A 13,817-nucleotide genomic window follows, 5' to 3' on the forward strand; every position below is an offset into this window, starting at 1 on the left:
CAAAAGTAAAAATTTTCAAAAATTAAATATTTATGCAATAAGGAGAATTTAGAATGAAAAAATTATTTTTAATGTTTATGTTATTAACGCCGCTTGCAATGGCATACGGAGAAAGAGAAGAAATTGTTGTAAGCCCTATTTATGGTAAACAAAAAAACAATAATGACAAAAATAGTCCTGTTAAAGGTGTTACAGGAAGTGGAGTTAAAATTTCATTTGAAGGAAAAGCTGGTATTGATGATAATGCTATAATGGGTTTAGGAATGGGAGTAATGTATAATTCTTTGAAAGTTAAAGGAAAAGATATAAATAATAATTCAGGAAATTTGTTTTCAGTTCCAATTTATTTTATGGTGGGAACAGGAACAGACAATGGAATCTATACTAAATTTTCATTTGGTTTATCAGTTGCAAATGGGAGTGTAAAATGGACTGATAAAAATGGTGGTAGCGGAAAAATAAAAGCTATGCCATTAAATGGATATGGAGCTATTGGTATTGGTGTTCAAAAAAATAAATTTTCGTTCGGAATAAATGGTATTGTAACACCAAGACTTAAAAGGCAATATTCTAGCCCTACTAAAAGATATAATGATAAATTCTCAGATAGTGTAGTTTCGCTAGAATTCGGATATCAACCTAATTATAAAGATTAAAAATTTTAATTTGAAAGGAAAAATTAAATGAACAACTTTGAAGAAAAATTAAGTAAATATGCAGAAGTAATTGTAAAAATTGGAGCAAATGTACAGAAAGGGCAGAAAGTCTGGGTAAACTGTACAACTGATGCTTTACCGTTAGTCTATAAGGTTACAGAATTAGCTTATCAAGTGGGAGCAAGTGATGTTCATGTTAAATTGACAGATGATAAATTATCAAGACTTCATGCTGAATATCAATCAAAAGAAGTCTATTCACACATCCCACAATGGGCAATTGACGAAAGAAATGATTATCTTGACAATAATGTCGTATTTATCCACATTTTAAGCAGTTCTCCAAATTTATTTGCTGGAATTGATGCTGAAAAGCTGGGAGCATTGACAAAAAATGCTGGAGAAGCCTATAAACATTACAGAACATGCATTATGACAGATATAAATTCATGGACAATTGCTAGCTATCCTTCAGCAGACTGGGCAAAACTTGTATTCCCAGATGAAGCAAATACTGACATTGCACAGGAAAAACTGCTTGATGCAATATTAAAGACTGTAAGAGTTGATAAAACTGATCCGGTTAAGGCTTGGGAAGAACATAGACAAAATTTGACTGAAAAAGCTGAATTTTTAAACAATAAAAACTTTATAGCACTTCATTATACTTCAAAAGGTACTGACTTGACAGTAGGACTTCCTAAAAATCACATTTGGGTAGCAGCTGGAAGTAAAAATGCGAAAGGGGCGGATTTCTTGCCAAATATGCCGACAGAAGAAGTATTTACAGCTGGAGATAGAGACCGTGTAGATGGTTATGTTTCAAATAAAAAGCCACTTTCTTATCAAGGGAATATCATTGATAACTTTAAATTGACTTTTAAAGATGGAAAAGTTGTGGATTTTGAAGCGGAGCAAGGATATGAGATTTTGAAGCAGCTGCTTGATACTGATGAAGGTTCGAGAAGAATTGGAGAAGTTGCCCTTGTGCCAAATGATTCCCCTATTTCTAACTCTGGACTTCTTTATTATCAGACATTATTTGATGAAAATGCTTCAAACCATCTGGCATTGGGTGCAGCATACCCAACTACTCTAAAAGATGGTACAAAAATGACTGAAGAAGAACTAGAAAAAGCTCACATTAATCAGTCTATTTCCCACGTTGACTTTATGATTGGTGATGCGGAAATGGATATTGATGGAATTTTGGAAGATGGGACAAGAGTTCCTGTATTTAGAAAAGGGAATTGGGCATTTTAAAAATCATTTAAAATTAATGAAATTAACTGCCTTAAACTATTTATCCAGAATTTTAGGTACGCTTCAACTTTTTATAAAACTTTGAAATATTAAATGAATTTTGATATAATTTAAGTAATTATAAAAAAGCATTGGAGATTTAGCATGTTTTTAGATGAAAGACTAGAAAAAATACTGGAAATTTTAAAAAATGAGAAAAAAGTAAAAGTTACTGACTTAGCCAAGAAATTCAATGTTTCAGAAGTTATTATAAGGAAAAATCTGAAAAGATTGGAACAAGAAGGCAAGCTCAAAAGAACTCATGGAGGAGCAATTCTGCTACAGGAATTAGTTCACACAAGTACCCTTGAGGAAAGAATTATTAATAGAACAACAAATAAGGAAATTATTGCCAGAAAAATCATTGACAATATTACAGATGGGGAAACTGTATTTTTTGATATTACAAGTATAAATTACATCGCCGCCGAATATCTTGCAAATTCCTCAAAGGAAATGACCTTAATAACGAATATGCCCAGCATTACTACTCATTTTAATAAAAATTCAAAAATAGATATTATTATGATTGGTGGGGAGTATAATAAGGAAATCGGTGGAAATGTGGGGATCGAAGCGATTAATTACATAAAAAAATACAATGTTGACAAATCTTTCATCGGAAGTGCCGGAATCGATCTGGAAGCTGGAAAAGTAATGAATTTTGAAGCAAACGATGGAAATACAAAAAAAGAAATAATGAATATCTCCAAAAAGATTTTTCTTGCAACTGAATACCGAAAATTAGGAATTTTGGGAAATTATAAATTTAGTAATTTATCAAATTTTGATGTGTTTATTTGTGAAAAAGACAAAAAAGATTTTTTAGAAAATTACAAAAAATCATTTAATGAATTTGAAGTAAAAATTTTATAATTTATACTAAGCTCCATTGTATCTAGCTTAGAACCTCTATATACTATAAATTTTTATATATTAAAAAAGCCAAACTTGATAATCTGGCTTTTTTTAATATTTTCAAAATCTTTTCTGCAAATAATCAGTCATTTTTCTTACCAACTTATCATCTGTTTCCAAAATTTCAAACTCATCAAATTCTTTTAATCCCATATTTACATTCTGTTTTCTATATTCCATTTTACTTTGCTTAATTTTTTTTGCAGAAAAATGAAAATTAACTGCACCTGTAAAATCCGCTATTTCCTCAATATTTTCAATATTTAGTCCTGCCCCAACAAGTATTCTCGTTTTTTCATTATTCTTATTTGAAAGATCAACCAGTTCTTTTAGCAATTTTTTACCTTTTAGGCAATTTTGTGCCTGTCCAGATGTTAATATATTCTGAATTTTTAGTTCCTGCAGCTGATGAAATGCTTTTATTGGATTTTTACACACATCAAATGCCCTATGAAATGTTATTGGAATATTCTGAGCCTCATCTATAAATTTCTTCATATTATCCACATCAATCTCTCCATCTTTAGTTAAAACTCCTACAACTATTCCATTAACTCCCGCTTCTCTAAATATTTTTATTTCATTCCTTATAATACTTATATCATAGTCTGAATACAAAAAATCTCCAAATCTAGGACGTATTAATACATTTATTGGAATATCTACATTTTTTTTCACTTCTTTAAATAAACTTTTGGTAGGAGTAGTTCCCCCTATTATTAAGTTGCTGCAAAGCTCTAATCTTGTTGCTCCACCTCTTTGGGCATTTATCGCTGATTTCACACTGTCTACACATATTTCAAGAGTATATTTTTTCATTTTTTCCATCTCCCTAAATAAATTTAATAGTTTGACTATTCTGCTCAAATTACAAGTTTTAATTTTAACAGTCCAATATATGAAAAAACATTAGAAAATACAGTTTATCAGTACTTCTAATGTCTATCCCATTATTATATTTTTTATAATCCTGCTCCAAATTCAAATCCTTTTCCAGAATATTTAAACTGTGCATTTTTTTCAGGGAATGGTGTTATTCCAAATTTAAGGGATACTACTGGATAGTAGCCCAGCTTTTTGTTATTTGGCTTATCCCATTTCATTCCTGCTCCAATTTCCCATTCGATATTTTCAAAACGGTGGCTTAAAGTTGCCATTCCCAATGTCAGCTTATTAACTTTCTTAGCATACCACGAACTTTCATAGATTTCAGGATCAGAAGCTTTTTGTGCTCCATTCTGAACATATTGAAGTTTTCCACCAACCCACCAAGGCTTGTCAGGATCTCTTGAAAACATATATTTTCCTTCAAGTTCATGCTTTCTGAAATCAAATGTGCTGTTACGTGTCGGATTATTTCTATATATTCTATCAGGTCTTTCCATTATAAAGGCATATCTGATAAACATTTTTTCCAAATATCCAGTCTCAATCTTGAAGGATAAGTCATTAACTTTGTCAAATCCTTTCATTCCACTTGGATTAGCCGCATCAGATCCATCTATTTGCATGTCCATTCCAATTTGGAAATATTTTTTATGGCTTCTTAAATTCTGTAATTTTGTATTGAAATCATTCAGGCTGAACTTGTTTTGACGATAATTTTCCTCTTCGACATAACTTTTATATGCTTCCTCTTCTTCTCTGCTAAGAAAAAGTCTGTCGTCGCTATTGACAACTATTTTATCAATTGAAGATTTGTTGGCATTATTAATAGAAAATTCTTGAGTATTTGAATTTTTTACTAAGTTTATATCCTTAATATGATTTTCAGATTCTATAATTTTATTTTCCTTTGTCTTTTCTTTTTTTTCTATATCTACTGCAAACTTCGGTTGAGTATTATTTTCATATCTGTACAGAAACCCTATTGTCGTATAGTCATTTCCACGAATATATCTATCATCAATAATATTTACCGGGGTATTATTCAAGTCTCTATATATCTTTTTACCAAATCCGAAATTTACCCTAAAATAATGATCTGATTCAAATTTTTTATTCTTCATCTTTGATGTATCATAAACAAATCCCAATCTATGATAATTTGTCTTCAATTTTAGTGCAGGATAACCAAAATTTGGATTATCTCCATAAATATCGTTTGCTTTGTTTACGAGATTTGTATATTCAAATCCCCATTCATTGTAGTTTATCCCAAATGTTCTTTCCTTCATGGATTCCTTGTAAACTTTCTGATTCCATCCAAGACTTGTGTTATGAGGGAATAATTGTTTATTCTTTTCTTCAAAACGATAAAGGAAGTTATCTCCTGCATCTGAAAGATACCCATATTGAATCTCTCTATTAAAATCCCTTATAGCCTTGAAGTTTTCAAATTCATATTCTTCATTATTAGCAAAATCAAAGCTTACAAATCTTTTATTTGCAATATCAGCCTTGAAGTAATTTCTGACATATCTATTTTTTAACCAGTTATCCTTAAAATGCCTATCATCTCTCATTGTCAAGTTATAATTAAACGTTACATTTCCTATATGATAATTGAAGTCATTTCTAAGTCCTAATGCGTTTGTAGGCACTTCTACAACATCAAATCCATTGTATGTTGCACTTCCTGCTGTTGTTTTCTGAAATGTAACAGTCGCATCATTTGTAACTTTTACGTCATATTTATTATTTTTCTTTGATGTATTGTCAAAAAATGTTGTAAATAGACGTGTATCCAGCGTAAAGATTCTTATTGAAGGACTTTGTCTTATGATTTCTCCGCTCGAATCCCTCGCTACCCTGTATCCTGTCTGAGAATCTAGATCCTCCACTTTCCGTCCATTAACAAATTCAGGTACCCCTAAGCTACTATAATCCCTGTTCTCAAATGCCATATTATATCCAATATATGAATTCTTAAACGGAATATCAATCCTATCATTCCCCACATTAAACTTTTGAAGCCTGTATTTTTCATAGATAATTTTCTTTGGACGGCGAATTGTTTCATTGTCTTGATAAACTTTGTATATTCTGCTCTCATCAGTAGTTAACGGATTCAAGAATAAAGTGTTGTAATTTTCGTTATCTCTAGTATAGTCATACTCGTATTCTTTTTTTCTTATATCAACTTTCTTTACTTGTACCCCAAAATACAAAGTATTTGTCAGATTCTGATATCTTGTTCTTGGCTGATAGCCAAAAAAATCACTTTCTCTGAATGGATAGTAATTTCCAAAAGTTAGTCCCCACTCTTCTCTTTTGTCATACGCGACATTCTGAACCCAGTGAATCGTTTTATCATCACCACGATCACGCATTCCAAGTAACTCTCCATATTCGTCCTTGTCAGAATCAAAATAATCAAATTTTATTTTCGGTCCTCTAAAATCAATTTCATAGTTACGTTTTTTTCTATATGAATTTAAATCTCCCACATATCCTGGGTTAATATCCCGAAAATCTTCATTATCAACTGTTATCGCAACATTATTGTTTCCATTTGTATATTTTATACTTTTATATAAATCAACATCTGTTCTACGCGGATCTAAATTGTCAGCATCCATAATTTGATCATTTATTTCGGTCAACGCTTTAAGCGCATGCTTGTCCTGCGTCCAGTAATATTTCGCATTCAATTCCCCATTCTGCCCGAGCTCCTGATTGATATTCAGATTCCAGAATCCAATTTGTTTGTACTTATCTACAAATTCAGTATAGTCATCCTTCAGATCGTTTCCATTAACAGCATACATCAAGTTTGTTGTAATATTTTGATAGTTTAAATCCCATATTCCGTATCCTACGTCATAAAATTTCCTGTCTTCTTTTTCTTTTTTAGGAGTATTTTTTACCTTGTGATTCCATTTAAAATCCCATTCCTTACGATGATTTCCAATTGGAATAACGAATCTGTTTATAAATATATTTCCTGAATTATTTCCCCAAAAGGCATAGTCGTTTGAAAATTTTATTGCCAATTTCTGCTTCGTACTTAGCTCAAAGTCCACAAATCCCTGTGCAAGCGGACCTAAATCATAATCAAATCCCATTATTCCAAAAAAGCCCCTATCACTGTCCATTCCAATATATGGAAATAATGTTGCTCTTTGAGTAGAAGGTTTTAGGGACGTCACATAATATGGTAGCTTAAGCCATGTCTTTCCTCCTGCGAAGATTCCAATATTTCTCGCAATAGCCTTTCTGTTGGGATATATTTCCAGCTCTTCTGCATTTATCTTGTAACTTGGATTTTCGTATGGACTCGTTGTAAACCATCCATTTTTTATAAAAACTGCCTTATTTCCCTCAGCTAGAGTCTCCTCGCCACCATAACGTAATTTTAGCTTAGCATCATAACTTTCTGAATTAAATATCTTAGCTAATTTTGTATCCATATCAAAAATAAGGTTATCAGCTTTTATAATTTGAGAACCTTGAGTAAATTCAACATTTCCAGATCCTGAGAGAATATTTTTGTTAGCAATCTTTTTCAGTCTATCTGCATTTATTGTAAAATCTCCATATTTTACGGTAACATTACCTTCGGTATTTATTTCTTCTGTTTCCAGATTTATTGTAGATTTTTGTGTTTCCAGTTCTATTACTTCTCCTGCAGCATTCAGCTTCCCAAAAAGTATAATATAAAACAGTAAAATAAACAATCCTTTATATCTCATTATTTTCATTTTTTCAACCTTTTATTTTTTATTATATAATACCAAAATTATACCATACTTTTATGCTTATAACAATTTATTTTACATTTGAAAGGCTTTAATTAAGTTTTTTACTACAAAACGTATTTTTTCCCAAATAACATCATTTTTTCTATATTTGCGATAACTAATAGTACATTATTTTCTCTTATTATAGTATTTGGAAGTGGCATAATATTTAGTTCTTTTTCATCTTTTATCCCGATAATATTCATTTCATATTTATTTCTCAAATTTAATTCTATAAGATTTTTTCCATCAAAATCCTTTGGTGCTTTTATTTCAAACACTCTATATTTTTCTGAAAATTTAAAATGTTCCGTTATATTGGGTCTTATTACCCCAAGTGCTATTTCCTTGGCCATCGTTTCTTCTGGATAAACAACGGAAGTTGCACCAATCTTTTTTAAAATTTTCCCCTGTAATTCATTTTTTGCCTTACAAATGATAGTTTTTATTCCCATTTCCTTTAAAATTACCGTAACAAATACACTGGACTGAGTATTGTCTCCAATGCAGACAAAAGCAGTGTCAAAGTCATCATTTATTACTTTCCTGATTGAATTTTCGTCTGTCACATCCAATGTAATTGCATCACTTGCGATTTCATCATCAATTACCTTTTGTACACAATCCTCCCTTTGATCTATTGCCAGTACCATTTTACCATTTTCATATAATGTCTGAGTTACACTTCTACCAAATGTTCCAAGTCCAATTACTAAATATCCTGCCATTTTTCACCTCTTCCTTATCCTATCAAAATGTCTTCCTTTGGATAAACATATCTTCCTTTTGGATTTTTCATTCTGGACAAGGCCAATGTTATTGTTAGTGGCCCGACTCGTCCAACAAACATCGTAATCATAATTAACAGTTTAGAGATGCTCGATAATTGCGGCGTTAAATCCCGTGATAATCCCACCGTTCCAAAAGCAGATACCAGTTCAAATCCTAATTCTATAACTCTTATATCCTCCAGCCAAATTAATAAAAATAATACTACAGCAACATACATAATTGATATAAAAACAATAACCATAGCTTTATTATATATTTTCCAGCTGATTCTTCTCTTGTTGTATTCCAGATGTTCCTTATTTTTTATAGTTGTAACTATTCCAAAAAGTATCAATCCGGCTGTAGTAGTTTTTATTCCACCACCTGTTGAGCCAGGTGAGGCTCCGATAAACATTAATACTACAAACAGAAAAACTGTAGGTTCCCGCAGTTCAGCTATGGAAATTGTATTAAATCCAGCCGTTCTTGTTGTTACACTTTGAAAAAAGGCGGCTCCTATCTTTTCAAAAAATGGCAATGTTCCTAATGTTTTATTGTTTGAATATTCTAGGATAAATGTTATAATTGTCCCAAATATTATTAGAAAAATTGACATTTTTATAGCTATTCTTGTAGTAGTAGTAAGCCTTTTATCTTTTTTTAGAAAATATTGATAAATATTAAGAATTGCTGCAAAACCTATTCCACCTAAAAAAATTAAGACAGGAATTACAGTGTTTATTATTATACTGTTTTTAAAATCACTTAAATTATTTGAAAATAATGCAAACCCGGCATTACAAAATGCGGAAATAGAATGAAATATAGCATAATAAGCCGCTGTCTTATAATCAAATATTTTTATAAATTTTAAAAATAATATTACAGCCCCGATAATTTCTATTATAAAAACCGTAGTCAAAACTTTTTTTCCAAATTTTTGTATTTCAAATGTTGTATTTGTGTTTATATCTTCCTGTATCAATTTTTTAGTAAAATATCCAACTTTTTTTGAAATCATTGTTACAACTATTGTTGAGAAGGTGATAATTCCAATTCCACCAAGCTGAATTAATACCATAATAACTGTTTTTCCAAATAAATTATAGACTTTGCTCACATCATTTACTGTAAGTCCCGTTACACAAACAGCCGACGTTGCCGTAAACATACCCTCAAGTAAATTTGTCTTTTGTCCATTTTCTATTGCAATTGGCAAAGAAAGCAAAAAGCCGCCTATTAATATAATTATTACGAATGATACTAAAATTACGGTGTAAGGGGAAATTTCCTTTTGTTTTCCTAACATCAGAATCTCCTAACTTTCTGTTTATATAAAATTATTTTTAATTTTTAAATGATCCAAAAATCAAAATCTTCGCTTATCTTGTCATATTTCTTGTCTTTACCTAATATATCTGCAAATTCCTTGAAATCTTCCCCTTTTTTTCTCAAATATTCTTCATTTCCAACAACTTCTTCTATTTTTTCCGAAATTCCGTGCCATGCTTTGTAAATATTAGGCATTATTTTAAGTCCTTCTTCCGTTATTTTTGTAAATGAATTCTTTCCAGATTTTTTTCTTTCTACATATCCTTTTGAAACAAGCTTGTCAACAAATCTTGTAACTGTTGAAGGTGCTATGGCAAGTGCTTCTGAAATTTGATTTACTGTAAGTCCATTTTCCTCTTCTTTCAAAATAATCATAAGAAAGCCATGTGTTGGATAAATATCCAATTTTTCGAATGATTCTTCCGCTATTTTGTTTACCATTCTAAACATTTTTGAAATTGTAAAATAAATACATTTTTGAATTTCCATCTTTCCATTGTTAATCATAAACATAATCACATCCTTATTTTTACTTTTTTATTTGTTTTTTTCCATATATTTTTCCCAATAGAATAGCCATGTCAATTTAACTACGATATACACAGGAATAGCAATGAATGCTCCCCCGATCCCAAATAACGCTCCTCCAATAAGAACTACCAAGAGTGTCGTAATTGGGTGCATTTTTACAGATTTTCCTGTCAGCCATGGTTTTACTATATTCGCCTCTATTGTCTGAACAATCGTAATTAGTACTACTATCAGAATTACCAGCTTAAACGACTTTGTAAAAGCATACAATATTGCTGGAATAAGCCCAATAAACGGTCCAATAAACGGTATTACATTTCCAAACCCTACAATTATCGAAAAAAGCATACTATAATCCATTTTTAGAAAGTAAAATATAACAAATGACACAACTCCGACTATCATACTGTCAAGTGCCGTTACAAGAATGTATTTTCCAATAGTTTCATCCATATGTTTTATAAGGACTATCATATCCTCCCTGTTCATATTACGTAAAATTCGTTTTACCCCATTTTCAATATTATCATAGCTGAAAATCAGCATTATAGTAAAAATAGGCGTCATAAATAATAAACTAAATGTACTACTTATCAACGAAAAGCTTGAGCTTACAACTGTTATAGCATTAGATACAATTGCATCCTTAGAACTCATAATCGAACTTCGTAAGTCAATATTATTACTTTCAAGAAAACCAAAAAAGTTGTTTTGTAGTTTTTCCTGATTTTTTAATAAAAAGTCTATAAGACTTGATATTTGTTTTGTAATTATTGGCACAATCGTCAAAATTATATAAAGAAAAATTATAAAGAATACTGATAATACTATTAAAATCGCAACAGTTCGATTTAACTTGTATTTTTCTTTTTTATTTTTATTGGAAAGTTCATTGAACAATTTCATTTTTTTACTTCTTTCTTCATTGTCCACACCCATTTTTTCAATTTTTTCGAGCTCATCCAGTTTACTATTCTTTATAAAATTTTCATTTTTATCTTTTTTACTAATCATATCAATAAAAGGCATAAGACAGTACACTATTACAAACGACAAAATAAAGGGAAAAATGGTACTTGTAACCATTCGTATTGATTTTGCAAAATTATCATAAACCTTAAAAAACAATAAAAGTGTCCAAAGTGATAAAACCACAACAATTAGTACATTTCTTAGTTTTAATAATTTTTCTTCATCATAAAACTTCATTTATTCTTCCTTTCTATTCGTTAATATCTATCCAAAGGACTTGTCACTTTTCTTATTAAACACAATATCAATCGGACACCCTTCAAATCCAAAATATTCTCTTAATTTATTTTCAATATATCTTTGATAAGAAAAATGTATTAATTCTGGATTGTTCGCAAAAAATGCAAATTTTGGCGGTGCCTGACTTACCTGTGTCGCATAATTTATTTTTACTGCCCGCCCTTTTCTTGTAGGTACTGGATTCTGTGCTATCATTTCTGCCAAGATCTGATTCAATAGTCCAGTTGATATCTTTTTATGGTATTCTTCATTGATAAATTTAGCCTGTTCTAGTATATTCAACGTTCTTTTCCCAGTCAATGCCGAAATTGTAACAATCGGAGCATAATCTAAAAATGCTAAGTCTGCTTTTATCAAAGCCGTAAATTCCTTCACACTGTTGTTATCCTTTTCAATCAAATCCCATTTGTTTACTGCAATAATAATCGGCTTTCTCTCCTCATAAATCATCCCCGCTATTCTTTTATCCTGATCTGTCAAAAGTTCTGTTGCATCTAGCATCAACACACACACATCTGCCCTTTTTATAGCTTTTATTGCACGTAACACACTGTAATATTCAATGTCATCTTCCACTTTCGATTTTCTACGGATTCCCGCTGTATCAATTAATGTATAAGTTTCTCCGTTATATCTCAAACTCGAGTCAATTGAATCTCTAGTCGTTCCGGCAATATCACTTACAATCGAACGTTCTTCATTTAAAAGCTTATTTACAAGTGAAGATTTTCCAGCATTTGGTCTTCCAAGAATTGCAATATTAAGTCCTTCTTCTGTCCGTTTTATTTTCTTATCCTCAAATTTATTAATTACAGCATCAAGTAAATCTCCTAAATTAGTCTTATGCTCCCCAGAAATTCCAATAACTTCTTCAAATCCTAGTCCATAAAATTCAAAAATATTTTCCTGGTCACGCATATAATTGTCAATCTTGTTTACAGCTACAACAACCTTTTTATCCTGCCTTCTAAGCACAGTTGCCACATCCTCGTCAAGCCCAGTAATCCCAGCTTTTCCATCTACCAGAAATATAATTACGTCCGCCTCGTCAATTGCAACCTGTGCCTGCTGCTTAATTTTCCCCATCATAAAGTCTTCTGTACGTGGCTCAAGCCCTCCAGTATCTACCAAGATAAACTCTTTTCCGCTCCACTCCATCTCACGATAAAGCCTATCTCTAGTAACTCCTGGCTCATCCTTCACGATAGACAGCCTGTCACCCACGAGCTTATTAAATAACGTTGATTTTCCCACATTAGGTCTACCAACAATCGCTACTGTATGTTTCATATTTTCCTCCAATTTTCTATTTATTTTTTCCCTTTAAATTATTAATTCAATTTTATTTAATTTTCCTAACTTTTATCAATCTCCTCTCAAAAATATTCAAATAATTTTAGAAAAATTTGAATATACAATATATTTTATCATATTTTTTGTATTTTTATTAGTCTTTTTAGCTAAAATCCTTTAAAACTTATAAAAAATCACAGCTAACTTAATAACTGTGATTTTTACATTAAAAATATTTAGCCCAATATATAGCCCTTAAATAAAAGTCCTACGACAACTCCTAGTACACTTCCCCAAAATACTTCTATTGGAGTATGTCCCAGCAACTCCTTAAATTTTTCATTGATTATTTCTATTCCTTCATGATGTTCAATTGCTTCTATAAGTGTATTCAAAGCTTTCGCATGTTTTCCAGCTTGCTGACGTACTCCTGTCGCATCATACAGGACAATTCCAGCAAATACCATGGAAATTGCAAATTCAATGGAATTAAGTCCCTTTAGTAAAGATACACCTGTTACAAGAGAAACAACTGTTGAAGCATGAGAACTCGGCATACCACCAGTTTGGATAAGTCTTGCCCACTGAGGTTTCTGTCCCTTGAATACAGGAAAAAAAACTTTGTAAAACTGTGCTAAAAAGCACGAAATCGCTGCAACATCAAGTAGTCTATTTCCAAACAGTATTCCTCCACTCATTTATTTTTTCCTCTCTATTTTCTTTTTATTTTATTTTTTTACTTTTTTTAAACTCATTAAATTCAGGTGTAATTTTTGCATCCTTTTTATTTTTAGGCTTAAAAAATATCAGTACTTTTCCTATTTTATCTACAAAAACTGATTTTGTTTTCTGAGCAATTTCATCTCCCATTTCCCTGTCAAATTCAATCGATGAATTTTGCAATATTTTCACTTTTATCAATTCTCTTTTTTTCACAACTTCTGCAATTGACTTTAATACATTTTCATCAATTCCATCCTTTCCAATTCTTACAATTGGATCCAAGTTATGTGCCAATTTCTTTAAAAAAGCTCTCTCTTTACTTGAAAGCTGTATCATT

At 30.9% G+C, this 13,817-nt stretch carries 12 protein-coding genes; 3 read left to right on the forward strand and 9 right to left on the reverse strand.

The annotated features are described in order from the left end of the window. Positions 1-53 precede the first annotated feature (53 nt). From HMPREF1552_RS03330 to HMPREF1552_RS03340, 3 genes are all read left to right on the forward strand, one after another. The gene (locus tag HMPREF1552_RS03330) at positions 54-656 is read left to right on the forward strand and encodes a hypothetical protein (RefSeq protein WP_021743669.1); all 603 of its coding nucleotides are present in this window, start codon (positions 54-56) and stop codon (positions 654-656) included. A 27-nt stretch (positions 657-683) separates the two neighbouring features. Continuing rightward, positions 684-1,919 (forward strand): aminopeptidase, encoded by a 1,236-nt coding sequence (locus HMPREF1552_RS03335; RefSeq protein ID WP_021743670.1) that lies wholly within the window; start codon positions 684-686, stop codon positions 1,917-1,919. A gap of 144 nt (positions 1,920-2,063) precedes the next feature. Next, positions 2,064-2,834, forward strand: coding sequence for a DeoR/GlpR family DNA-binding transcription regulator (locus HMPREF1552_RS03340; protein WP_021743671.1), 771 nt, complete (start codon positions 2,064-2,066; stop codon positions 2,832-2,834). A gap of 102 nt (positions 2,835-2,936) precedes the next feature. Here the strand turns inward: HMPREF1552_RS03340 and HMPREF1552_RS03345 are convergent, their stop codons facing one another. The 9 genes from HMPREF1552_RS03345 to yhbY form a co-directional block, all read right to left on the reverse strand. Continuing rightward, positions 2,937-3,695, reverse strand: a complete 759-nt coding sequence (locus HMPREF1552_RS03345; protein ID WP_039901095.1) for a copper homeostasis protein CutC — start codon at positions 3,693-3,695, stop codon at positions 2,937-2,939. A gap of 143 nt (positions 3,696-3,838) precedes the next feature. Beyond that, a complete protein-coding gene (locus tag HMPREF1552_RS03350) occupies positions 3,839-7,519 on the reverse strand; it encodes an LPS-assembly protein LptD (protein WP_021743673.1) in 3,681 nt (1,226 codons plus the stop codon). 104 nt (positions 7,520-7,623) lie between these two features. Next, on the reverse strand, positions 7,624-8,286 hold the full coding sequence (locus HMPREF1552_RS03355) for a TrkA family potassium uptake protein (RefSeq protein WP_021743674.1): 663 nt from the start codon (positions 8,284-8,286) through the stop codon (positions 7,624-7,626). 14 nt (positions 8,287-8,300) lie between these two features. Continuing rightward, the gene (locus HMPREF1552_RS03360; RefSeq protein WP_021743675.1) at positions 8,301-9,638 is read right to left on the reverse strand and encodes a TrkH family potassium uptake protein; all 1,338 of its coding nucleotides are present in this window, start codon (positions 9,636-9,638) and stop codon (positions 8,301-8,303) included. A gap of 44 nt (positions 9,639-9,682) precedes the next feature. After that, complete coding sequence (locus tag HMPREF1552_RS03365) at positions 9,683-10,168, reverse strand: MarR family winged helix-turn-helix transcriptional regulator (protein WP_039901114.1); 486 nt, start codon at positions 10,166-10,168, stop codon at positions 9,683-9,685. A gap of 30 nt (positions 10,169-10,198) precedes the next feature. Then, the gene (locus HMPREF1552_RS03370; protein ID WP_021743677.1) at positions 10,199-11,401 is read right to left on the reverse strand and encodes an AI-2E family transporter; all 1,203 of its coding nucleotides are present in this window, start codon (positions 11,399-11,401) and stop codon (positions 10,199-10,201) included. Positions 11,402-11,428: 27 nt separating this feature from the next. Continuing rightward, positions 11,429-12,754: a ribosome biogenesis GTPase Der gene (gene der / locus HMPREF1552_RS03375; protein ID WP_021743678.1), complete on the reverse strand. Its 1,326-nt coding sequence runs from the start codon at positions 12,752-12,754 to the stop codon at positions 11,429-11,431. A 239-nt stretch (positions 12,755-12,993) separates the two neighbouring features. Further along, positions 12,994-13,455, reverse strand: coding sequence for a divergent PAP2 family protein (locus HMPREF1552_RS03380; RefSeq protein ID WP_021743679.1), 462 nt, complete (start codon positions 13,453-13,455; stop codon positions 12,994-12,996). A 25-nt stretch (positions 13,456-13,480) separates the two neighbouring features. After that, the gene (gene yhbY, locus HMPREF1552_RS03385; RefSeq protein WP_021743680.1) at positions 13,481-13,816 is read right to left on the reverse strand and encodes a ribosome assembly RNA-binding protein YhbY; all 336 of its coding nucleotides are present in this window, start codon (positions 13,814-13,816) and stop codon (positions 13,481-13,483) included. Position 13,817 lies beyond the last annotated feature (1 nt).

This window comes from Leptotrichia sp. oral taxon 879 str. F0557 (genome assembly GCF_000469385.1).
GTDB classification, from domain to species: Bacteria; Fusobacteriota; Fusobacteriia; order Fusobacteriales; family Leptotrichiaceae; genus Leptotrichia; species Leptotrichia mesophila.